Raw genomic sequence first — 24,074 nt, forward strand, 5'->3', positions numbered from 1 at the left:
CGCGGGCGGGGCGTGCGCGTTGCCGCGCCCCGCGTCCGCCTGACCGAGGAGGACCATGACCACGGACGCGGCGCTCTCCGGCCCGTTGGAGAGGAAACGCACGGAGCGACTCCCGCACACCCGGCGGCTGCTCGGACTGGTGGCGCTGATAGGCGTACTCGCGGGTGTGCTGGCACTGAGCGTGAGCTTCGGAGCGAATCCGCTCCCTCTCCGGGACGTATGGCGGAACGTGTTCGATCCCGACGGGTCCGAGGCGGCGTCGATCGTCTGGAACCTGCGGGTGCCCCGTACCGTCGTCGGCATCGTCTCGGGTATCGCCTTCGGAGTCGCGGGAGCGCTGATCCAGGCGATCACCCGCAACCCGCTCGCCGACCCGGGCATCCTGGGCGTGAACGCCGGAGCGGGATTCGCCGTCACGATCGGTGTGGGCCTGTTCGGGGTGTCGGGCGTCACCGGGTATGTGTGGTTCTCCTTCCTCGGCGCGATCGTCGCCACGGCGGCCGTCTACACGATCGGTTCCTCTGGGCGCGGTGCCGCCTCACCGGTCACGCTCGTCCTCGCCGGTGTCGCCCTGGCCGCGGTACTGACGGCGTTCTCGACCTTGGTGATGCTCATGGACGAGGAGACCTTCCGGGCCTTCAGGAACTGGGGGCTCGGATCGATCGCCCGTACCTCGATCGCCGACACGCTCTCCGTGCTGCCGTTCATCGCCGTCGGGCTGGTGATCGCCTTCTGCCTGGGCGGAGCGCTGAACGCCGTCGCTCTCGGCGACGACCAGGCGGCGTCGCTGGGCGCCGGCGTCATCCGTACCCGCGTCGCCGGGATAGCCGCGGTCACACTGCTCGCGGGCGGGGCCACGGCCCTCACGGGAGGAATCGCGTTCATCGGGCTGATGGTCCCTCATGTCGTGCGCTGGTTCACCGGGCCGGACCAGCGGTGGATCATCGCCTACACCGTCCTGGCCTCGCCGACCGTGGTCCTCGCCGCCGATGTGATCGGGCGTCTCGTCGCCCGCCCCGGAGAGATCGAGGCAGGCGTGCTGACAGCCCTGATCGGCGCCCCCGTGCTCATCGCACTCGTACGCCGTAGAAAGGCGGCCGGACTGTGAACCGCTCCACCTCCCCGCCGAAACCGATCGACTTCGGCTACCGGCACTTCCACCTCCGGATCGGCGGCCTCGTCGCGGCACGCTTCAGCCTCCGAAGCCTCGCCGTCAACGCGGTACTCACGACGATCGCCCTCGGCGTCGCGGTACTGTCCCTCGGCTTCGGCGACTATCCGCTCACCCCCGTCCAGGTCGTACGAGCGCTCGCCGGGCAAGGCGACGACTTCCACCGGATGATCGTGGCCGAATGGCGGCTGCCGATGGCGATCGGCGCGGTCCTGTTCGGCGCGCTGCTGGGGATCGGCGGGGCGGTCTTCCAGTCCCTCACCCGCAACCCCCTCGGGTCGCCGGACGTGATCGGATTCGACGCCGGCTCCTACACCGGCGTCGTCATCACGATGCTGCTCCTCGGCTCCCACCACTACTGGTCGGTGGCGACGGCGGCGATCGCGGGAGGTCTTCTCACCGCGGGCGCGGTCTATCTGCTCGCCCATCGGCGGGGTGTGCAGGGGTTCCGGCTGATCATCGTCGGTATCGGCGTCTCGGCCATGCTCGGATCGGTCAACGCCTACCTCATCACCCGTGCCGACATCGACGACGCCATGAGCGTCGGGTTCTGGGCGGCGGGTTCACTGAGCCGCGTGGGCTGGGACGCCCTCGTCCCCGCCCTGATCGGCGGAGCGCTCGTCCTCGGATGCGTCACCGCACTCGCCCCGGCGCTACGACAGCTGGAACTGGGTGACGACGCGGCCCTCGCCCAGGGGGTCGGCGCCGCCCGCGCCCGGCCGGCGCTCCTGATCGTCGGGGTCGCCACGACCGCGCTGGTGACCGCCGCGGCCGGACCGATCGGATTCGTCGCGCTCGCCGCGCCGCAGCTCGCCCGCCGTCTGACCCGCACTCCGGGGGTGACGGTCGCCTCCGCCGCGTTCATGGGCGCCGCCCTCGTCGCCCTCGCCCACGCGTCCTCGCTGGCGATCGCGCAAGCGTACCGGCCCGTGCCCGTCGGCCTGATCACCGTCTGCCTCGGCGGCCTCTACCTGATCTGGCTGCTGATCCGCGAAACGAGACGAAGCATATGAGCCCTTCCCCCACCGCGACGCGCGTACAGCCGTCGAACCGTCCCCGGCTACGCGCGGAGGATGTGACGATCGGATACGGCGAACACCCCGTCAACACGCGGCTGTCCGTGCGGATCCCGGACGGATCGTTCACGGTCGTCGTCGGCCCGAACGCCTGCGGGAAGTCCACGCTGCTGCGCGGACTCGCCAGACTTCTGCGGCCCACGAACGGACGGATCGTCCTCGACGGCCAGGACATCCACACCTACAAGGCGAGGGACGTCGCGCGGCGGCTCGGGCTCCTTCCGCAGTCCTCGCTCGCCCCCGACGGCATCCGCGTCGCCGACCTCGTCGCCCGCGGCCGCTACCCGTATCAGAGGCTCATCCGCCAATGGACCGAAACCGACCAGCGGACCGTCGCCGAAGCGATGGCCGCGACCGGCGTCGACGAGCTGTCCGCGCGCCTGGTCGACGAGCTCTCGGGCGGGCAACGCCAGCGCGTCTGGGTCGCGATGGCGCTCGCCCAGCAGACGGACATCCTCCTCCTCGACGAGCCGACGACCTTCCTCGACCTGACCCATCAGATCGAGCTGCTCGAACTCTTCACCGACCTGCACCTGGCCGGCCGGACCCTCGTCGCGGTGCTGCACGATCTCAACCAGGCGGCGCGGTACGCGACACACATGATCGCGATGAAGGACGGCACCGTCGTAGCCGAGGGCCCGCCATCCGATGTCGTCACCACGGAACTGGTCGAGGACGTCTTCGGGCTGCGATGCCTCATCGCCGCCGATCCCGTCGCCGGCACCCCCCAGGTCGTTCCGATCGGACGCGACCGTCGGACGCGACCGTTCGATCCGGCGGGAGGACGCCCATGAAGCCTGAACACGAGAGCCGGTCGCGGCCGACCGGGCGCTCGCCTCTCGCGCGTGCGCTGCTTCCCAGCCTCCCGACGCTCGGCGTCGCCGCGTTCCTCGCCGCTCTGTCCGGGCTCTGCGGTCTCGGCGCGCTCTGGTTCACGGTACGGCTCCTCACCGACCCGACGCCCGCGTACGCCGTCCGGGCCTGTGCCGCGTGGATCACCGGCGGACTGCTGTCGGCCGTGTCCTCATGGACGGCTCACCGGGGCGAAGCGCGTTTCGCGGCACGCCTGCGACACGACGTCGCGGAACACCTCGTCCGGATGCCGACGAGTGCTCTGGCCAGGCGCGGCGGTGACGCGCTGCGCCGCCTGGTCTCCGACGACATCGCGGCGCTGCATCACACCGTCGCCCACCTGCCCGCCGAGACCGCGACGCTCGCGGTCGTCCCCCTGGCGAGCGCGATCGTCCTCCTCACCGTCGCGGGGCCGGCCGCGCTGCTCGCCCTCGTCCCGGGGCTGCTCGCCGCCTGCTACCACCTGCTCGTCGTCCCACGGACCTCCGCACGCCACGGGGCCGAGAGCGCCCGGGTGATGAGCGACATCGTCGCCGCGGTCGACGACCACGCCCGCGGAGTCCGGATCTGCCGCGTCTACGGGGCCCAGGGCGGCGCGGCGGCCGGATACGCGGCGGCGACCCGGCACTTCACCACGGGAATGGTCCGCTGGGTGGGACGGGTCGCGACGCTCGCCGCCGTCGCGGGAGCCCTGCTCCAAGCAGCCGCGACCTACGCCGTCGCGTACGCCGTCGGCCACGGCGAGGAACCCGCGACGCTCGCCGCGATGCTGCTGTTCGGCCTGGCGACCGTCACCCCGGCGCTGCGCCTCGGCCATGGGCTCGACTACGTCCGGGCGGGCCGCGCCGCCGCGGACCGCATCGCCGAGGTGTTCCGGGAACCCACCGTCACGCTCTCCTCGCGTCGAGCCGGCGAAGAGGCGACCACCACGGGAACGGCCCTGGTCCGCCTCACGGTCGGGAACCCCGAACACGTCCTGGTCCACGACGTCACGCATACCTTCGAGCCGTCGACGATCACCGCCGTCACCGGACCCAGCGGAAGCGGCAAGACGACACTCCTCCGGGTCGTCGCCGGACTCGAATCGGCCACCGCGGGGACTGTCGTCCTCCCGCCCGCCTCGACCGCGCGGTCATCCGCGCACGCGCCGTCAGGACCGGTTCTCCTCGTTCCGCAAGGCGGCGACGTACTCCCCGGGACGGTCCGCGACACCCTCCGCCTCTCCGCTCCCGACACGGACGACCGGGACCTCACCGAAGGGCTCCGGCGGGCACAGCTCGACATCCCGCCCGGAACGGAGACGACAAACCTCTCCGGCGGCGAGAGACAGCGCGTCGCACTGGCGCGGGCCTTCCTCACCGACGCGCCCGTGATCCTCCTCGACGAACCCACCAGCGCACTCGACGAGCGGACAGCCGCCCGGGCCATGGCCGAGCTGCGGCTCCTCGCCGACGAAGGGAAGACGCTGATCATCGTCACCCACGACCTCCGGCTCGCCGCGGCCGCGGACGAACGACTCACGCTCACCGAGGGGCACCTCACGACCACCGGAGGACGTCGATGATCACGCCCCCGCCCCGGGCACTGCCCGCCGCGGCGAAGCGGCGACTGATCCGGATCTCGTTCGGCTGGGCGGTCGTCGCCGTCGCGGAAGCGGCCGCGTACACGGCACTCGCCACGGCCATGACGAACGGACAGCCGCCCGGACCGGTGCTCGGCGCGGCGGCCGTGGCCGTCGCGACGACCGTGCTGGTCTCGCGCAGCGGCTATCTCACCGGCGCCCGGCTCGCGGGCGACCTCTACGACGCGCTCGGCACCGCGTTCGCGCGAGCCAGGCTCTCCTGGTTCACGGAGACCAACCGCGCACTGACCGGGACCGTCGCCGGACGCGCCATCCCGACGCTGATGAGCGTGCCCGCACATCAGCTGCAGACCTTCATCCTGTCGCCGCTGATCCCCCTGCTGCTGCTCGCGGGCATCGGGATCGTCAACGGGCCGTCCGCGATGCTGTTCGTGGGCGCGCTCCTGGCCGTGGCCTTCGTCGCGCAGAGCGTCGCCCAGCGCGCCCTGGCAAGGGCGGACGCCGACCGGGGCGAAGCCGAACAAGCCGCCGCCACGGCGTCACTGGAGTTCGTCGATCATCTCGAACTGCTCCGGACGGCCGCGGGCCCCGAGCGAGCCGTCGCCCGCCTCACGGCCACCTGGCGGGCTCAGGAAGCCGCACTCGCGCGCACGAACAACGCCTCCGCACCGGCGACCCTCGTCTCCGGCCTCGCCGGCGCCTTTCCGCTCGCCGGAGTCGTCGTGCTCCTCGCGGTCACGGGAATCGACGACCCCGCGGCGGCGCTCGCCCTCGTCATCCTGACCGGGCGGGCCGCGGCACCGCTGGACGCACTCGCCCTCGCGGGCCTGACGGTGAACGACCTGCGCACCACGGTCCGGCAGTACGGCACCGTGACCGGCGCGCCCACTCTGCCGGAGCCCTCGCGGAGCGCCCCGCGCAAGGGCCACGAACTGGAACTCGCGGGCGTCTCGCACGCGCCCGTGCTCCGCGATGTCTCCGCCGTCATCCCCGAAGGGGCGAGGGTGCTCATCACCGGCCCGACAGGAAGCGGCAAGAGCACCCTGCTCAACCTGCTCATGCGCTTCGACGACCCCGAGCAGGGGCGGGTGACACTGGGCGGAGCCGCCCTGACGGACCTGCGTTACGAAGACCTCGCCGCGCACATCGCCTACGTCCCTCAAGATCCGATCGTGTTCGACGGCACCATCGCCGAGAACATCCGGCTCGGCAACCCCACGGCCACCGACGACGAGGTCCTCGAAGCCTCCCGAACGGCACAACTGGACACCGTCGTCACCCGGTCTCCGCACGGCATCCATCAGCACGTCGGACACCACGGAAGCGCGCTCTCCGGCGGGGAACGCCAACGCGTCGCCATCGCTCGCGCCCTTCTGAAGAACGCACCGATCCTCATCCTCGATGAGGCGACGGCGGCACTCGACACGGCAGTGGAAGAGCGCATCGTGAAGTCGCTACGGCAACTGCCCAGTACGATCATCGCAGTTTCCCATCGCGACACCGGCGTCTGGGACGCCACGGATGTCATCACCCTTCGTGGGCACACCCCCTGCGCACGAGGCGACGAGGACCGACGCCGATGACTCGAATCGGGTGCGGCAGGGGCGCGGCACGACGAACCAGGGGTACCGGCACCGCTCGCGCTTGAGCCGTGCCTGTGCCCTGGTGACGTCGTACGAAAGGCTCTTGGCCCGCTGATGATCGAAGAAGCCCGGCGGAGCCTTCGAGGACACCGAGGCATGTCGCCTGCGCGTCGGTACGCCTGCGCAGACACGGCGTACCTCGGCCGCGGTCGGGACGCCTGCGCGGACGCGCCGTACCTCTCAGGAGAGGTACGGCACCACGGCCGCGGCGACCAGACCGCAGCCGAGGTAATGGTCCAGCATGTGGAAGTCGACCGCGGCGATGTGCTCCTCGTGGTGGGCGTCGACGTCGAACCGGTCGCCGAGTCGCCGGGGGACGGCCACCAGGTCACCGGGGTCCGCGATGTTCACCCAGCGCGCCAGGCGGGACGGTCGGCTGCCTCGCCCGTCTCGCGGCGTCGGATCCAGCATCTCGAACACGCCGCCGGGCAGCCCGAGCGGCGATCCGAGGGTCACCAGCAGTTCGACCTGGGGCAGCGCATGGGCGTGCAATGCCTCGTAGGCGACGATCGAACCGAGCGAGTGGGCGATGACCACCTTCGCCCCCGACGCCTGCACCGCGTCCGCGACCACGCGGCGGGCACCCTTTCGACGCGCCGGAGAAGCCAGGTAGCCGTACACCTCGGGCAGCAGGGCGACGGCCACCCGGGCCGTTCGCTCGGCCGACGCGGAGCCTCGCTGGGCGAACCATGCCAGCGCCTGACGGACCGGCATCGTGCCGAATGCCTGCCCCTCGGGCGGGTCCTCCGGCAGACCCGCCGCACGCAGCCAGGCCAACAGCAGAGCCTGTTCGTCGGCACTGAGATCGTCCACGTCGTCCACCACGGACTGTGCTTCGGCGTCGTTGAGGAGATCGGCGTAGTAGGCGGCATGAACGCGCGGTGAGGCCACGTGCCCGAGGCCGGCCGCCCGGTAGCCGTTCGCGAGGGCCCCGGCCCACTTCTCCGCGAGCACGGCCGCGGCCTCGGTCACGGGGACCCCCGGCAGCCAGTTCCGTACGCCGTGAACGACGACCACGTCGTGCTGTGTCACCTTGTTTCCTCCCCTGAAGCGGACCAGTCGAAGTACGAGACGCGCGATCCGGACGCGGCGAGCATCCCCGAGGAGGAGACCGCCAGCGGGCCCGTCCCGCCCGGAACCCGGACTTGTCCGAGTGGCTCCGATCGGTCGAATGGCGCCCAGGCACGGATGGTTCCGTCGTAGGAGGCGGTCACCACCCGCATGCGCCCGCCGCGCCGTGCGACGTGCAACCGCTCGAGCGGCAGGTCGGTGGCCTCGAAGGAGAACGCCGGGCGCCGGTCGGCGGTGAAGTGTCCGGTGACCCACCCTGACTCCAGCCCGCGCACCAGCACCGGCTCCCCCTCGTGCAGTCCGTACAAGGCGGCGATCACCTGTGGCTCCTCCTGGAATACAGGAACCTCCGGAAAACCCGGACCGTCGTTCCCGAGACCCGACAGCTCCGTGCGGATGAGTACGGGCAAGGGCTGTCCGACGTCGACCCGCCGGAGTTGTTCGGGGTGTTCGGCGTCCGCGAGGTACAGGCTGCCCGTGAAGTCGCGGACAGCCAGGAGGGGTCTGCCCCCGAGACTGGTCCAGAACAGGTGGCGTGGCCGTACGGACCAGCGCCAGGAGTGCCGGACGCTGCCGTCCGTCATGTCGACGGCCCGAGCCGTCCCCCTGACGTCGCCCACGAAGGCCACAGGCCGGTCCCGCACGACTCCCGCCGTGGCCGACTCCGCGTACGGATACCGGCCGGTGGACAGGCAGAGCCCGTCCTCGGTGTCCCAGGTGTGCAGCGCACCGCTCACGTCCAGGCTCAACGCGAACTGCCGGTCCCGGTGGCCGGTCATGGCGACACAGATCACGTCGTCGTCGTGTCCCTCCCAGGGGGCGAGCCGCTCCGCACTGTCGATGCGGTTGAGCACGATGACCCCGTGGTACTTCGACTCGGCGACCGCGAGCAGCCGGGCACCGTCACCGGCGAGGGCCCGCAGTCTCGTGCCCGCCGGGTGGAGGTGGGACCGCACGAGGCCGCCCGGCAGCGCCGGGTTCCGCAGCGAACGGACCTCGACCCGCTCGGCCCGTCCGATCGCGAGATGCTCCTCGCCGTTGATGTCGAGCAGCGCCGTGACCTGGTTCATGCCTGCGGAGTCCGGTACGTCCAGCACGGTGCCCGTGTCCATGTTCAGGACGCGGACACCGTCGTCCGCGCAGGTGACGACCGTGCGGTCGGTGCCGTTCCGGCTCGGCAGGAGGGTGTGCACGGAGGCGGAGTGCACGCGTCTGCTGCGATGGTCGCCACCGTCGGCGTCCCACAGTTCGACCGTGCCCACCGAGGTGCCCACGATCACCGTGGGGGTGCCGTCGAGTTCCGCGAGGGCGACCACGTCGGCCGAGGCGGCATGCTCCATCTGGAGCATGTACGGGTGTTCCTCGTCGCCTTCACTCGCGTCGAACCAGGTCCAGAGGAGGTCCACGTGCCACAGCCGTTCGCCGGTCCGTGTGTACAGGTAGAGCTCCTGCCGCGCGCAGACCGCCACGACCGGGGTGCCGCGGAGCGTGCCGAAGGCGATGGCCGTCACCGGGGCGGGCAGGGAATCCGACCAGGCGATCCGCCGATCGTCCAGGTGCCATACGGTCAGTTCGCCCGCCGCGGTGCCGACGGCGACCAGGAGGGTGTCGTCGGACGTCCCGGCCGAGAGCGCGGTGACCTCCTGGCCGTAGACCCGGAGTTCGTCCACCAGCCCTCCTGTCCTGGTGTCCCATACCTGTACACCGCCCCCCGCGTGCGCGGTCACCACGACGGGTCCCTCGTCGGACGGGACGAAGACCGCCCGTTCGGGGTGGCTCAGCGCGCGCTCCGTCTCCCGGGACTGGGACCCCCACTGGAGGACGAGCGGATCCGGTGGCCGGCTGTCCGGGCTGCGCAGAGCGTCGAGGCCGTGCTCCAGCCACTTCTCCTCCGCGCCGACGGCGCTGTTGCGCAGCCACTCCCAGCGCACCCAGGGGTCCTTCTGGGGCGCGAGCGCCGATTCGATGACCCGTGCGGTGTTCCGGGCCCGTAGGGAGCGGGCGTGCGGCAACTGCGCGCGCAGCTCCGTGGGGCTCGCGTGCACGAGGAACGCGGGCGACTTCAGCAGCTCGTCCAGTCGCCCGGCGGCCACCGCGTGCTCAGCGGCGTGCCGCAGTACGTACGGCAGGGCCAGGTCCCACGCCGGGTCGCCGCGTTCGTCCTTTCCGGGGACCGTGGCCACCAGGGCGTCGAGGAGTGCGCCGTGGTCCGACGAGGCCGGAGCGAGGTGGTCGGACAGACTCTGGTGGAAGAACCGGTAGAGCCGGCGTCCGTCGGTGTCCTTGCCGGAGCGGACGTAGAACGCGGCCGCCTCGATCGCCTGCTTGACGTCCGCGAGGTCGGGAGCCTTCTGTCCGGGAGCGGTGAACGCCTCCGCCACGGCACGGATGATCTCCAGGGGCATGCCCTGGCCGCGGCCGTGGGCGAGGGCGCGCAGCACGGCGTGGATGGCCGGCCGGTCCTTCGCCAGCACCCCCAGATGGAGATCGAGCATGCCGGGCAGGCCGTCGGGGACGCGCCGGACCGCCTCGTCCGCCTCCAGCGCGGTGTCGTGTTCGCCGAGGTAGTGCGCGAACACCGAGGCGAGCAGGAAGCCACCGCCGTGCGGAACGGCCGACAGCCTCCTCGCGACCGCCTTCGCCACGTCGTCCCGCAGCCCGGCCGTAGGGCGGCCGACGTAGCCGGGGGCCTCCTCCAGGAGGTCGGCCAGGTAGTTGCGGAGATCGGACTCGTGTTCCTCCCGGGGGGTACGGTCGAGGTCGACGCGGTCCGTCACATACGACGACCGCGGCCCGAGTTCGGGAAACCTGTCCCACCAAGGACGCACCCCGATCACGACTTTGCACACCGGGGGCCGGTCGCCGTCGGCGCCCTTCTGGGCCAGCGGCAACAGGACCGTGCGCAGCAGCTCCGTGTCGAGCGACGCCTCGTCCAGGGCGTCGACGATCACGACGGCCGGCGTGCCCGCTCTCCGGTGGCGCAGTTGTTCCAGCATGCCCTCGATCGTCCAGCCTCGCACCGGCCCGTTGCTCAGGCCGAGTTGGCGGGCGATGGACGCGACCACGGCGGCGGGGTCGCGCTGCCGGGCGTGGACGGCGGCGAGCAGCGGATGCCGGTCGAAGCGCAGATGGCGGGGGACGACGGAACGGATCGTCCGGGACACCTCGGCGAGTTGGGGGTGCGCCAGGCAGGCCAGGACACCCAGCAGGGCGGACTTCCCGGATCCGGGACTGCCGGTGACCACCATGGTCCGCGGCGCCCGGTCGTCCTCCAGCCACTCCTTGAGCTTCGCCAACTGCCGTTGCCGGCCGGTGAAGAAGCAGCGGCCCGCGATGTTCTGCTGGTGCGGTGTTCCGGAGGCGCGGGAGACGAAGTGCAAGGGGTCGAGCGCGGGGTCGACGGCGGACGCGAACTGCCACAGGCCGTTCTCCAGATGCTGCTGGTACCGGCCGGCCGGGGTTTCGCGGAAACCCGGGTTGCGGAGAAAGGGCGGTACCGGGACGTCGGCCTCGGGGTGTGCCGTCCGTAACACCCTCTGGGGAGGACCGCCCTGTGTGCGTGCGAGGCGGGCCAGCTCTCGGTCGATCTCCTGCGCGAAGGTCTCGACCGGCACGTGTGTCAGACCGGGAGACAGGTCCAGCCAGCCGAGCCGCAGCCGCTCCAGGACGGCGACGGTGGCTTGTGAGAAGCGTGCCCCGTATGCCTTGCGGTCCTCGGCGCAGGCGGCGATGACCCAAGCACGTCTGCGATCCGCCGGCAGGCCGTGCATCCACTGTTGCAGGGGGGCGCGGCCGGCGCCGCAGACGTCGAGGAGGAACAGTACGGGAGGCCCGCCGTCGGTGTTCTCCACTTCCTGGAGCCACGCACCGATGTCGGCGGCCGTACGGTCGGGGCGGCGGGAATCGGTGTTCTTGGCGGCCAGGTAGAGGGAGTTGCCGACCCGGCCGTTGATGCCGTGCCCGATGAAGTGCACGATCAGCCCGGTGCCGTTTCGCGCGCAGTCGTCGTAGGTGAACTCCCAGAGGTTCTGGAGGTCTTCGTGCACGAGGTCGAGGCGAGGGCTGTCGGCGTGCAGTGACACTCCGGGATGCCGGCCGAGTAGGGCGGCCAGCTCCGGTGCGACCGTTCGCACCGACGGCAAGGGGGCCAGTGGGGGCCGGGCCAAGGGGTCGTCGGGCAGTCGCTTGCTTTCGTCGAAGGTACTCATGCCGACTACGAGCGCTCTGACCACGGACCCTCCCCTGCCCCCTTGTGTACCGGATTCTAGAAGCACGGCGAGGGTCGAGGACCACCCCCGCTCACTGCGCCGCGCGCCCGTCAGCGGGCCGCCCGGCCAGTGGGCCGCCCCGTCGCCACAACGACCTGGACGTCCACACCCGGACCGGCTATGACGCGGTCGGCCGTGGCCGAGTTGGGGACCGGACTGATTCCCTGGGGTCGGGAGAACCAGGGGACACGTTCTTCTGGCTTGCTGACGTGTCGGACCCGGATGACTGGCCGATCGTCGCCCGGATGGCCGACGACTATGAGCCGGAGGACTGGCGCCGCTACGACATGCCGGTGGCCGAATTCCTCGGCAGAGTGCGGCTGGAACCGGGCTTCCGCCCCTTCGGAGTGGCTCGGTGGTTTCCCCGGCCGTTCTTCGGTTCATTTCCGGAGGATTCCGGCTGACGGCACATCAGCGGGTGTGTATCGCGCCGTCCGGAGCACCCTCGGGTAGGAGGCCGCTGAATCACGACTCGGCGCGGCGGGGCGGGCCCGTGAGTGCCGAGTCGTCCTCCGCGGGCCCCCGATGCCGTGGGCTGTTGCTCAGTGGTCGTCGGTGATGGTGGTGGCGATGCCGTTGCGGATGACCACCTCGGCGCTGAAGCCCTTCTTGGCGGCCTTCTCCAGTTCGGCCTCGTTGCACTGGATGCCCCCCTGGCCGCCTTCGCCCGTGTTGCTGTCACCGCAGACGTCTCCGTATCCCCAGATCATGGTCTTGTCGGAGAGGAGGAACTGCTGCTCGACGCCCTTCATGTCCGAGACGGTGTACTTGCCCGGCGCCAGGTAGGAGACATTGCCGAACCAGGTTCCGTTGACGCCCTTGCCCTTGTTGATTCCCTCGACGACGGTGTCACGGGAGCCTGTTCCGGAGGACGAGCCCGAATCCGATCCGGAGGAACCGGAGCCGGAGGACCCGTTGCCCTGCTGGCCGGCGCGCCGCTCGGTCACCAGGGTCGCGATGCCGTTCCTCAGCTCCACATCGGCGTTCACGGCGCCCTTCCCGGCGGCCGCCTCCAGCTGGTCGAGCGTGCACGGAGCGTCGACCTTGGACCCCGCCTCGCCGCAGATGACACCGGCGCCGTAGACCTCGGTCTCGTACGCGACCAGGAACTGCTGGTCGGTCTTGCCCGGGACGGACACGATGTACTTGCCGGGCGCGAGAAGGGTGACCTTGCCGTTCTTGAACGAACCGCTGACGCCCTTCTTCTGGTTCTTGGTGTCCGACGCCTTCTCCGCTGCCGCCGGAGTGCCGGCCGTGCTCGTCGCGTCGCCCTTGCCCGACGGCTTGTCGCTCGTGCCGTTCTGGCACGCCGCCATCAGCAGCGCGGCGCTGATCGCTGCGGCGGTGACGGCGGCCTTGCGCAGGTGACGGTTCATCAAGAGATCCTTAGCGATGGTGTGCGGTCCGGGTGAAGCAGGGCGCCGAGGTGTGTCCGCCGCCGCGCGCTTCCTGATGTCTATGAGGCGAGCGGAGAGCTGAACGTCGCACCCGTCTCCCCATCAGGACAGCGCCGTGGCAGGCCCGTTACAGAGCAACCGAGACACCGGATCCGCCGCCAGAGGAGTCGAGGATGGGCCGCTGACCGACATCACGTCCCTCACCGGGGCGCGCGTCGGCTGGGAGGTCGAGCCCGTGGTCATGGGCGGCACACGCTTCGACAACGCCCTCGCCGGCGAACCCGGGTTCCCACGCAGGCTTCGGCCCCGGGTTCCCACGCAGGCTTCGGCTACAGCATCCACGAGCGCTACGGGAGCCTCACCGTCGGTCTCGACGGCGACAGCCCGGCGTCTACCGTCACCGTGACATTCACCAGTGGTGGACGGCCGCCGCGGACAGGGCGGTTCGGAGCCAGGCCGTCGGCGCGGAACGCCCGGAGACCCGCGGGGACTGCCGGTCGGGCGCATGGCAGGTGATGTCCCTCGACGGCAGTTTCCCGGTCGTCAGATACGCGTCGGCCACGGCGATCGCGCAGGGGTCGGGGTCACCTGCGTACACCCCGTGGCCCCTGCCGCCCTCGACGAAGACCAGCCGCGAGCCCTTCATCGCCCGGCTCAGGCTCCGGCCGGAGGCCGGCGGGGTCGCGATGTCCCACTCGTGCTGGAGGATCAGCGCTCCGACCCTGTTGTCCACGACCGTGGCCGGCTCAAGTCCCCGGTCCCAGAAGGCACACGGCTTGATGTTGGCGGCATAGTCCCCCATCAAGGGATTGCGTGCCCTTTCTCGGATCGCGTCATGCCGGTACCGCTCCGGATCCCTGGGCCAGCCGGTCGTCACGTCACCGCAGAACAGCGACCACACGGCCGAGCCGTACTCGTCGAGCGGGACGTCCGGCATGGTGGGCGGCGGGGGGACGGAAGGACCGGAGTGTCCCTCGGCGGCCCGCCTGATCCCGGCGACGAACTCCGCCGCCTCCCGGGGCAGGTGGATCCACGAAGCCGTTCCGCTCCGGAGTTCGTCACTGCCGTACCGGACGCCGTCCAGTTCGACGGGTTCCCGGCCCGCCCGTGCCACCAGGCCCCAGAACGTCTCGCGGACTTCGTCGGGTGTGCTCCCCAGGTGGTATGTGGCCGACCGTGCGGCGGTCCACTCCGTCCACGCCGTGAAGGCGTGCTCCGCGGCCCTGACCTGCTCCCGGAACATGTCCCGCCAGACCAGCCCGGGGCCCACCGGGCTGTCGAGGACGAAGCGGTCGGCACGATGAGGGAACAGTTGCGTGTACACGGCCCCGAGGTAGGTTCCGTAGGAGAGGCCCATGTAGGAGATCTTCCTCTCCCCCAGGGCCGCCCGGATGGCATCCATGTCGCGTGCCGTGTTCCGGGTGGTGATGTACGGAATCCGGTCCGCCGACGAGGAGGCGCGGCATTTCTCGGCGACCTTGCGTGCCCACGCCACCACCTCGTCGAACTGCTCCGGCCGGTACGGATGGTTCTGCCGCCACGCCTCGTCCTGGGTCAGACCGCAGGCCACCGGAGTACTGCGTCCGACGCCGCGCGGGTCGAAGCCGACGAGGTCGTAACGGTCCTGTACGGCCTTCGGGAGGGTCGGCTGCATCATCAGGGGATAGGTGAGGCCCGGTCCACCCGGACCCCCGGGATTGAACAGCAGGACACCACGGCGCTTCTCCGGAACGCTCGTCCGGACACGGGACACGGCGATGTCGATCTTCCGGCCGCCGGGGCGCCTGTAGTCCAGCGGCACCTTCAGCGTCGCGCACTCCAGCGAGGCCGGGGTGTCCGGGCCACAGCCCGCCCAGACGAGCCGCTGTGGCGGGGACGATCCCGCGACAGGGGCGGAGTCCTCGGTCGCGGTGGAGGCGGTGGCCGGGGTCGCGGTGGGTCCGGGGGCGAGGGCGGCCACCGCGCTCACCGTCAGAGCCAGCACGGGCAGGACCAGCAGTCGTCGCAGCGGCACAGGATTCCTTCCGGTCGGTACCAGGGGCCGCCTCCCGCGGAATCGACGCCCTCGCGGGGACGGGGACGGGGAGAGGGCAGCATCAGATCCCGGAGGCAGCTGCGGAACCGCCCCCGGCGACTGTCGAGAAGTGCCCCCGGTCGGCCTGCGGCGATCCCGTGTGCCGACCGCTGCCGGGGCGGGGCGGCCGCCCGACGGCTGTACTGAACGGACACGCGCTTCCTCCGGCTTCTCGAGCCGCCCGACTCGGTGATCCGGATCATTCTTCTCGCCCGCGATCCGGATGTCCTTGTCGTTTCGTGCACACTCGTTGTCCGTTCGCGCACAGCGCGAAGGCACCTGCCATTCCGGTCCCGTACCGCCGTGCCCCGCGCATCGGGGCCGCACTGGCGTATCGGGTGATTCGCGAGCGCTCGCGCCCGGCCGACGGCCTCCTTGAGGACGGGTCGGCGTGGTGTGCATCAGCACGGCGGTGCGGTGCCCCTCACCGGCCGTGGGCCGTCGGGCGGCCGTGCGGTCGGTGAGGGGCTCATCTCATACGTGTTGCCGACAGGTCCGCCGGACGGGCGTGGTCAGCGGTTCTCAGGGGGTGCAGACGACGCCCGTGCACTGGCCGGGTTTGGAGTTGCCGCTGGCCAGATTGCCTCCGCCGTCGACGTTGCCCGAGTCGGCGTAGATACCCCAGCTGCCGTTGCCACGGGCGGTGTTGGTCTGAATGGTGTGGACGGACTTCGATACGAAGATGCCGTCGCCGAGGTTGGCGTTGGCGGTGTTGCCGACCAGACGGTTGCCGGTTCCGGCCGCCGCGTCTCCGACGACGTAGATGCCCTGTGAGCCGTTGCGGTTGGCCTGGTTGAGTTCGAGGAGGTTGTTGAGTGAGCGCTCCAGACTGATGCCGTCCCCGGTGGTGTCGTTCGCGATGTTGGACTGGATCAGGTTGTTGTCGGAGTCGCTCAACTCGATGCCGCCGGTGTTGCCGCTGACGTCGTTGCCGGTGATCGTGCTGCCGTCGGAGGACTGGAGGAAGATGCCGCTGTCGCCGCTGCCCTGGAAGGTGTTGGACAGGATGCGGTTGCCGGTGGAACCGGAGACGGTCAGCGCGGCATCCGCGTTCTGGGTGGTCGAGTTGCTCTGGACGAGGTTGTTGTTCGAGCCGAGCCGTAGGACGAACGCGCCGTCGCTGCTGCCGCCGACGGTGTTGGTCAGCAGGGTGTTGCTGCTGGAGCCCTCCAGGACCAGGCCGGCGTCACCGCTGCCGGTGATCTGATTGCCCTCAAGGCGGTTGCCGGTGGAGTTCTGGACGAAGACGCTCTCGCCCTGGTTGTTGCTGATCGTGTTGTCGGCGATCACGTTGTCGCTCGATCCGCCGGTTACCGTGACGCCCCTCTTGGACTGCCGGTCGATGAGGTTGCCGCGTACACGGTTGTTGTTGTCGGCGTCGTCGAGTTCGACACCAGAGAACTCGTTGTTCTGGATGGTGAGTTCTTCGACGATGGCGCCTGACGTGCCGGGGTTGAGTCTCACTCCGTAGTCGAACTCCTGCACCTCGGCGGGAGTGTTGCTGCCGTTGGTGACGGTGACGTTGTCGAACCCGCTGTTGCGGATCCCGACGCCCAGGCCGACGCCGTCGACGGTGTGTCCGTTGAGGTCGATGGTGATGCCGTTACTGCCGACGACCAGACCATCGCCGGGACAGTTGAGCAGGTCGGCGTCGAGAACGACGCTGGTCGTGACTGTCTGACCGCAGGAGAGATGCGCGGCGTACGCCGCCGGCGCGGACATCGACACACTGATGAGTGCGGTGGCCCCCACCACTGCTAACCACCCTGAAGACAGTGTCTTGGAAAGGCGAATCATGCAGAGACTCCTTCTGCCATGGCGTTGCGGACCGGCCTCACGGGCCGGGCACGGCCCGTTGAGGGTTGCGATGAGGCGGTTGGCTCGCCCCCTGCACAGGGTCAAGCGAAAGCATGCCCGAGGCAATGAAACGGAAAAGAATGTCCTGATACGGGCAGAGACTGACCGAATCGGCCATTCTCGACACAACTGTCATACCGGCTCGCCGAACCCTTCCTGTCCGGCTTGACGGGGCCCCTGCCCCTCGAAGCCGACCCGTCGTGGGCGTCGGCGGGCCGGGAACCGCCTCGGGCGGCCGCGTGCGGCGCCCTACAGCGCGCCGATGTGTACGGCGTTGCCTCGGGGGGACGCCCGGCCGGACCGGTGCAACGGGGAGCCGGGACATGGGAATCGGCGATTTCATCAGTGAGTGGCCTTTCGGCGAAAGACTGGTCGCTCCGGCGGTCCATCCATTCCCTCCGATTCCACGAGTATGCGGCCCGAGGCGATCATCTTCACTTCGACACACCTGAAATGCAAAGCGGAACGGTATACAGGATGACATTCGAGAACTGCAAACCATACGATCACCTTTACTGATCGTCGCTCGCATCCCCCGCTGATCCCCGAGGCGATTTACCGCGCGGAATGCCAGAGCCCCTGCCGAGCGTTTGGCTATTTCCTATTACGCGGAGGGCTCGACACCCGGTCGGCAGACGGATAACGACTACCGCCATCCGTCCACGAGCCCCACGGAAAGGAAATGAACGAAATCAAGAGAGACGCCTGGCTGCGGAAAATCACCGAAACCGGACCGACCGTGCCGAACGCTCCCCCGCCTTCCGGCGTCCCCAGGTCCTCCACCACGTAGCGCACGTTGGGCCGTGCCCTCTTGGCCCTGGCGTTCTCGATCAGGGGAGCACTCAGATCCAGACCGACGACTTCCTCGAAGCTGTCCGCCAGGGCCTCAACCGCGCGCCCCGAACCGCAGTCCGGAATCCAAGGCACGCTCGCCCTTCAAGCCCAGCCCGAGCAGCCAGGCGGTGTTCCGCCCCGGGAGAAGACTCATAAAGCGATCGTAATCGCGGGCGAACCGGTTGAAGGACTGAGGATCAACTATCTGCGTCATCCCTCTCCCGTACACGACATGGGCCCCCTGAGCCCAGAGGTTCGCCCGGACCGTCGGCGGATCGAATGAGAACTCGCCACGGCTCTCGCCAGATCACGTGCGCACTCGCCAGATCACACGCGACCCGACACGACCCGCTCAGCCGCCGGCCCACCACCCACTCCAAACCGATCCGCTCATCGCCTTTAACGCCCTTATGAATGAATGGTGTTCGTTTCAGTTCATCGAGTCGGCGCGGATTCCTGGGTGAGTTCACGGCTCGTTCCGTCCGCCATGGCCCAGTGGATCAGTACGTGGGACTGCCAGGGGCAGGGCCTCGCAGTCGCTACCAGGCGTCGGTACCGCATCGGCAGCAGTCGGCCGAAGTGCCCTTCGAGACGGTCCGTTTGGGCAACTGACGGAGGCTCTTCGCGTCCCGCCGCCGCACGACCGGCCGCCGGGCGGCGCGGTGGCGCTGGAACAGAAGTCTCCGGTTCCGGGACGGCGTGAGCGGACGGCTGAGCGGCCTCAGCCTTGGACTCGCTCGCGCAATGAGCCAATCGGTGTTCCGCCGTGGGCCCACGGAGTGACGCGCCAGGCGTCGGACGGCGGCTCGGGCGGCAGGCGTGGGGAGAGCTGGTACTCCTGTGCCCCGGGGGGGGAGATGATCCCGACGAACGGAGCCCTTCCCACCATGCGTGGTTCTCCCCGCAGACGGCGCCGCCTCGGCGCCCTGTTCTCGACCGCACTCGTCCTGGGTGCCCACGCGGTCGCCCTCGGCGTCGCCTTCCCCTCCACGGCCAGCGCGACGGTGCCCGGCACACCGGGCCTTCCGCAGCCGCCGACCGTGGTCTACGCGGAGGACTTCGAGAACGGCACCGGCCAGACGCCCATCCTGCTTCCCGCGTACACGGGCGCGGCACCGGTCAACGCCAAGTACACCGCCGCGCCGCCGTGGCTGAGCGCCGCGAACTGCAATGGCATCATCCTCAACCGGTCCGGCGCCAATCAGCCCGCATGCCAGGCCCAGTCCTCGGTCGGCATGGCCGAACTGAAGTTCATGGCGGCCGCTCTGGGGCAGGTCGCGGGCTCCTCCGCCCCGAACAACAACCACGTGGTCTCCGCGTACACGGACGGCGCGAACCCCGGCGCGAACCTGGTCGAGATCCAGACGGTCAACCCGGTCCCCCTGCCGACCTCCAACCGCTTCATCACCTTCTCGGTGGACGCGGCGGCGGTCAACTGCAACGTCTCCGCGCCGCTCCTCAACTTCTTCGCGACGGGCAACGGTCCCGATATTCCGCTCACCACCTCGCCGATCAACCCCTGTACGGACCCCCGGAGCCAGACGTACATGATCGGCCCGCGGGCGATCGAGGCGGGCTCGTTCCCCTCGAACAACTCGGTCCTCTTCACCGGTTCCTCCGTCGGCATCAAGATGACCAACGCCAACGGCAGCGGCCTGGGCAACGACCACGCGTTCGACAACCTCAGAATCCTCGATGTGACGCCGCAGCTCGACAAGGCGTTCAGCCCCACGTCGATCCCGCAGGGCGGCACCTCCACCGTCACCTTCACGGTCACCAACACGACCGACCTGGCGGCGAAGAGCGGCTTCGGCTTCACCGACACCCTCCCCGCCGGGGTGGACGTGGCCGCTGTTCCCAACGCCTCGACGACCTGCGGGGGCACCGTCACCGCCACCGCCGGATCCGACTCCATCGCCCTGAGCGGCGGCGCCCTCGCCGCCGGGGCCAGTTCCTGCACGGTCACGGTCGACGTGACCTCGACCTCTCTCGGGGCCCACGTCAACCAGCCAGCAGACATCACGGTGACCGGGCTCAACCCGCCCGGCCCCGCGACGCTGACGGTCGTGGCCCCCGGCTCCCCGACGATCACGAAGTCCGCCGACGCCTCGACGTTCGCGATCGGCCAGACGATCAACTACACGTACACGGTGACCAACACCGCGGCGACACCGCTCACCGATCTGGACGTGACGGACAGCGGGCCCGGCGCACCGACGGTGACCTGCATGGACACCACGCTCGCCCCGGGCGCGTCGACGACCTGCACCTCGTCCTACGTAGCCACGACGGCCGACGCGGTCACCGGGACGATCACCAACTCGGCGGTCGCCACCGGAACGGTCGGCGGCGCGACGGTCACCGGGCAGAGCAACCAGGTGGTCATCCCACTCCGCTCGGTCACGGTCACCAAGTCCGCGGACCAGCCCAACTTCAGCGCGGCCGGGCAGACGATCAACTACACGTTCACGGTCACCAACGACGGCCGGGTCCCGCTGAGCAACATCTCGGTGACGGACAACGGCCCGGGCGCCCCCACGGTGAACTGCCCGGTGGGCCCGGTGGAGCCCGGTGACTCGGTCGACTGCACCGCGGAGTACACCACGAAGTCCTCGGACGTCACCGCCGGGAACATCACCGACACGGGGACCGTCACGGCGACCGCGCCCGACGGGGAGTCCGCCGACGACACCAGCAACGAGGTCATCATCCCGTTCGTGCCGCCGACGGAGGTGGACCTGGAGGCGGACAAGACCGGACCGGCCACGGTAGGCCCCGGCGGGACCGTCACGTACACCATCACCATCACGAACAACGGCCCCGGTGACTCCTCGGGATACACCGTGAAGGACGTCATCCCCGCCGGTCTCCAGGACGCCTCCACCAGCACCGCCGGCTGCGGCATCGGCGCCGGCACGCTGACCTGCACCGCCGTCTCGCTGGCCGCGGGCGAGAGCACCACGATCACCCTGACCGGTACCGCCCAGTCCGGCGCGACCAGCATCGTCAACACGGCGACGGTCACCGGTGAGGACCCGGATCCGAAGCCGGACAACAACACCAGCACCTTCACCACGAACGTGACGCCGATCGAGGCCGACCTCGCGGCCGCCAAGACCGGCCCGGCCAGCGTGAGCCCCGGCGGCCAGATCACCTTCCAGATCACCGTCTCCAACAACGGCCCCGACGACTCCACCGGCTACACCCTGACCGACACCATCCCGGCAGGTCTGGCCAACGCCGCCACCAGCACCCCCGGCTGCTCCATCGCCGCGGGCGTCCTGACCTGCACTTCCAACGGCCTGCCCAACGGCGAGAGCACCACCGTCACACTGACCGGCACGGCCGCTCCCGGCGCCACCAGCATCGTCAACACCGCCACCGTCACCGGCGACAACGACGACCCGAACCCGGACAACAACACCAGCACCTTCACCACCAACGTCTCGTCCGTGGTGATCACCAAGAAGCAGAACGGCCCCTCCACCGTACGGCCGGGCGACAAGGTCCCGTACACCATCACCGTGACGAACAACGGCGGCGCGACCACGAACGCCTCCTTCACGGACGACCTCTCCGGTCTTCTCGACGACGCCGGTTTCAACAACGACGCCTCGGCCACCGTGGGCTCCGTCACCTTCAACTCGCCCGTGCTGGCCTGGTCCGGCACCCTGGCGCCCGGCCAGACCGCGACCATCACCTTCTCGGTCACCGTGTTCCAGCGGCCGTTCGGCGACCTGCGCCTCGACAACACCGTGGTCTCCACCACGCCCGGCAACAACTGCCCGAAGGGGAGCACCGACAGCCGCTGCACCACGCACGGCAAGGTCAAGGCCAAGGACAAGGACAAGAAGTCGCTGAAGCGGTCGGCCGAGGGGTCCGCGGAAGGACAGACCGACGGTACGGCCGGTACGGACGGGAGGACTCCGGCCCAGCGGGAGCCCGGCGCGCCCGGAGAGCCCCGGCAGGAGCGGAAGTCCGGTACGACGGTCTCCGGCACCGGGCACACCACCGGGACCACGGGACCGACGCACGCCGGCAGGGCGGAGCGCGCCTGACCCATCCCCGTGACCCACGCCTGAACAGCCCCTGAACGGCCCTACCAGACGGCCCCCTCCCGGCGGAGGGGGCCGTCTGACGTGTGCGGCGGTTCGGGCCGTCGGCTCTATGGCATTTTTGATGCCACATTCGCATCATGGCCGACGACACCGACTTCCAGCCCGGCGACGGCCCCAGCAGGAGTCGGCTCACCGAACAGCCCGGCACGCGCCTCCCGTTGACGCGGGCGTGGGCTTGGCACAAGGTGAAGTGCCGTGCCGATCCCGACAGGATGTGGAGTCCATGCGGTTATTGCGACGCACCACGCGAAACGTCAGGCGGGTACCCCCACGTGATCGCCAACCTGCCGACGAGCGAGGCTCCGGTTCGTACCGTCGATCCACCCCGATCGCGGTGCGCCCGACTCCCCCGTGTGTCCGATGAGTTCGGCTCCGGGGACACCGTCGCCACTGTCGGTGACCCGTCACTCGCTCCCCGCCCGCGACGTCCGCGACGTCCGGGGCGTCCGGGGCGTCCGGGGCGTCCGGGGCAGGCTCTGGCCGAGGTACGCGGCGGCGGTCTCGCTCCTCGCGATCACCGGCTGCGCCAGCGGTGTCAACTGCACCGACATAGGCGCGGACTCGGGTGTTTCCGTCACGTACGACCAGACGCCCGGCACGACCTACCGACTGTGCGCCGACGAGATCTGTGAGCGGTGGACCGCGGAGGAACCGGTCCCCTCGCCCGCCGCGCCGCACATCCTGCACGTCGTGCTGCCGGACGCGAAGGAGAAGCAGACGGTCTCCGTACGCTTCACGGCCACCCGTGCGGGCGAGTCCAGGGCTGTGATCGACGAACAGGCCACGGGCACCCTGCGCCCGTACTCCCCGAACGGGCCGGAGTGCGACCCCACTGTGCACATCGCGACCTTCCGGCACACCGCCGGTGAAGGACTCGTCAAAGAAGCCCGCGACTATGAAGGGGCAGGGCGGTGAAACGCCTGCGGTCGAGTGGGGCTGGGGTTAGGTCGGTACGAGGGAGTCGCTTTCGGCAGCGGCCCCGCAGCCGGTCGGGTGGAGTGGGGGCCTCGGGCCCCGTGCGCGGAGGCGGCGCGTACGGCGGTCCGGGGGTTCACGCGCGGCGGCCGTTCGACAGGTGACCGGCCGAGTGTGCCGGACCGGCGTGCGAACCGGGTCGACTACCGTGCCAGCGTCCCGTATGACCCGGTCACCGACGGCCTGCCCCACGACGCCGAGGGCGGTCACGCGGCGTGCCCTGGCATACTGGCGCGATGCCGCCGCAGCTCGACGTGGACCCCGAACCCATAACGGCCGACCCGCCCCATGCGGCGGACCGCCCCCTGCTCACCCAGTCCTGGCTCGATCTGGCCTTTCTCCACTGGGCCGCCGATCCCGCCGTCGTCGCGCCGCTGATGCCGGCCGGGGCGCGACCGGACACGCTGGACGGGGTCACGTACATCGGGCTCGTCGCCTTCCGGATGCACCGGGTGGGCTGGTTCCGCCTCCCCGGCATCCCCTACCTCGGTTCCTTTCCGGAGACCAATGTCCGCCTGTACTCGGTGGACGCGCACGGTCGGCGTGGCGTGGTCTTCCGTTCCCTCGACGCGTCCCGTCTGCTTCCCGTGGCCGTCGGACGGGCCGCGTTCCGCCTCCCCTACGTCTGGTCGAGGATGGAGGTCCGCCGCGAGAGCGACACCGTCACTTATACGAGCCGCAGGCGCTGGCCCGGTCCCCGGGGCGCGGACAGCAGAATTGCCGTACGGGTCGGCGGACTGGTCGAGGAACCGTCCGAACTCGAACACTTCCTCACCGCCCGCTGGGGCATGCACAGCGTGTTCTTCGGGCGCTCGCTGTACCTCCCGAACACCCACCCCCGCTGGCCGCTGCACCATGCCGAGCTGCTCCGCTGCGACGAGAGCCTCGTGGCCGCGGCGGGCTTGCCCGCGCCGGTCGGTGAGCCTGTGAGCGTGCTCTACTCCCCCGGGGTTCCGGTCCGGTTCGGACGCCCGCCCCGCACGCCGGGCGGTATCCCCACCCCTTGAGCCGGGTGACCGGCCATGCCGGCCGACGGCGGGGCGGTGCGCCGACGCGCGACGGCCGGTCGGACTGGCTGGCGGGCTGGCGGGCTGGCGGGCTGGCGGGCTGGCGGGCTGGCGGGCTGGCGGGCTGGCTGAAGGTAAGGGGCGAGCGA

15 protein-coding genes are annotated in these 24,074 nt (G+C 70.2%); 9 read left to right on the top strand and 6 right to left on the bottom strand.

Annotated elements, in window-relative coordinates; translation table 11 throughout:
• Positions 1-55 precede the first annotated feature (55 nt).
• Genes ACWEFL_RS08260 through ACWEFL_RS08280 form a run of 5 tightly spaced genes read left to right on the top strand, consistent with a single transcriptional unit; the run spans position 56 to position 6,264 of the window.
• Entirely contained in the window at positions 56-1,108 is a 1,053-nt protein-coding gene (locus ACWEFL_RS08260) for a FecCD family ABC transporter permease (RefSeq protein WP_451709192.1), read from the top strand.
• Positions 1,105-2,184 carry a FecCD family ABC transporter permease gene (locus ACWEFL_RS08265; protein ID WP_451709195.1) on the top strand — a complete coding sequence of 360 codons (1,080 nt, stop codon included), beginning with the start codon at positions 1,105-1,107 and terminating at the stop codon, positions 2,182-2,184. The genes ACWEFL_RS08260 and ACWEFL_RS08265 overlap by 4 nt, the downstream gene beginning before the upstream one ends.
• Positions 2,181-3,041, top strand: coding sequence for an ABC transporter ATP-binding protein (locus tag ACWEFL_RS08270; RefSeq protein WP_451709198.1), 861 nt, complete (start codon positions 2,181-2,183; stop codon positions 3,039-3,041). Before ACWEFL_RS08265 ends, ACWEFL_RS08270 begins: the two co-directional genes overlap by 4 nt.
• On the top strand, positions 3,038-4,663 hold the full coding sequence (locus tag ACWEFL_RS08275) for an ATP-binding cassette domain-containing protein (RefSeq protein ID WP_451709201.1): 1,626 nt from the start codon (positions 3,038-3,040) through the stop codon (positions 4,661-4,663). Before ACWEFL_RS08270 ends, ACWEFL_RS08275 begins: the two co-directional genes overlap by 4 nt.
• Positions 4,660-6,264: an ATP-binding cassette domain-containing protein gene (locus tag ACWEFL_RS08280; RefSeq protein WP_451709204.1), complete on the top strand. Its 1,605-nt coding sequence runs from the start codon at positions 4,660-4,662 to the stop codon at positions 6,262-6,264. Before ACWEFL_RS08275 ends, ACWEFL_RS08280 begins: the two co-directional genes overlap by 4 nt.
• Before the next feature lie 240 nt (positions 6,265-6,504).
• Here ACWEFL_RS08280 and ACWEFL_RS08285 read toward each other — a convergent pair whose 3' ends face one another.
• Both ACWEFL_RS08285 and ACWEFL_RS08290 read right to left on the bottom strand, forming a co-directional pair.
• Positions 6,505-7,356 (bottom strand): serine peptidase, encoded by an 852-nt coding sequence (locus ACWEFL_RS08285; RefSeq protein ID WP_451709207.1) that lies wholly within the window; start codon positions 7,354-7,356, stop codon positions 6,505-6,507.
• Positions 7,353-11,603, bottom strand: coding sequence for an AAA family ATPase (locus tag ACWEFL_RS08290; protein ID WP_451709209.1), 4,251 nt, complete (start codon positions 11,601-11,603; stop codon positions 7,353-7,355). Before ACWEFL_RS08290 ends, ACWEFL_RS08285 begins: the two co-directional genes overlap by 4 nt.
• A gap of 305 nt (positions 11,604-11,908) precedes the next feature.
• On the opposite strand from ACWEFL_RS08290, the gene ACWEFL_RS08295 reads away from it, so the two are divergent.
• Complete coding sequence (locus ACWEFL_RS08295; protein WP_451709211.1) at positions 11,909-12,067, top strand: hypothetical protein; 159 nt, start codon at positions 11,909-11,911, stop codon at positions 12,065-12,067.
• 138 nt (positions 12,068-12,205) lie between these two features.
• Here the strand turns inward: ACWEFL_RS08295 and ACWEFL_RS08300 are convergent, their stop codons facing one another.
• The 4 genes from ACWEFL_RS08300 to ACWEFL_RS08315 all read right to left on the bottom strand — a co-directional run bounded on the left by ACWEFL_RS08300 (position 12,206) and on the right by ACWEFL_RS08315 (position 17,918).
• Positions 12,206-13,039, bottom strand: a complete 834-nt coding sequence (locus tag ACWEFL_RS08300) for a hypothetical protein (protein WP_451709213.1) — start codon at positions 13,037-13,039, stop codon at positions 12,206-12,208.
• A gap of 430 nt (positions 13,040-13,469) precedes the next feature.
• On the bottom strand, positions 13,470-15,074 hold the full coding sequence (locus tag ACWEFL_RS08305; RefSeq protein WP_451709216.1) for an alpha/beta hydrolase: 1,605 nt from the start codon (positions 15,072-15,074) through the stop codon (positions 13,470-13,472).
• A gap of 582 nt (positions 15,075-15,656) precedes the next feature.
• Positions 15,657-16,931: a right-handed parallel beta-helix repeat-containing protein gene (locus ACWEFL_RS08310; RefSeq protein WP_451709219.1), complete on the bottom strand. Its 1,275-nt coding sequence runs from the start codon at positions 16,929-16,931 to the stop codon at positions 15,657-15,659.
• A gap of 654 nt (positions 16,932-17,585) precedes the next feature.
• Positions 17,586-17,918: a class I SAM-dependent methyltransferase gene (locus tag ACWEFL_RS08315; protein ID WP_451709222.1), complete on the bottom strand. Its 333-nt coding sequence runs from the start codon at positions 17,916-17,918 to the stop codon at positions 17,586-17,588.
• A 794-nt stretch (positions 17,919-18,712) separates the two neighbouring features.
• Between ACWEFL_RS08315 and ACWEFL_RS08320 the strand changes: the two genes are divergently transcribed.
• The 3 genes from ACWEFL_RS08320 (at position 18,713) to ACWEFL_RS08330 (ending at position 23,925) form a co-directional block, all read left to right on the top strand.
• A complete protein-coding gene (locus tag ACWEFL_RS08320) occupies positions 18,713-21,883 on the top strand; it encodes a DUF7507 domain-containing protein (RefSeq protein ID WP_451709225.1) in 3,171 nt (1,056 codons plus the stop codon).
• A gap of 456 nt (positions 21,884-22,339) precedes the next feature.
• Entirely contained in the window at positions 22,340-22,858 is a 519-nt protein-coding gene (locus ACWEFL_RS08325) for a hypothetical protein (RefSeq protein ID WP_451709228.1), read from the top strand.
• Between the two features lie 296 nt (positions 22,859-23,154).
• Positions 23,155-23,925 carry a YqjF family protein gene (locus ACWEFL_RS08330; RefSeq protein ID WP_451709230.1) on the top strand — a complete coding sequence of 257 codons (771 nt, stop codon included), beginning with the start codon at positions 23,155-23,157 and terminating at the stop codon, positions 23,923-23,925.
• The last annotated feature ends 149 nt before the right edge of the window (positions 23,926-24,074 follow it).

Source organism: Streptomyces sp. NPDC004838 (assembly GCF_053600955.1).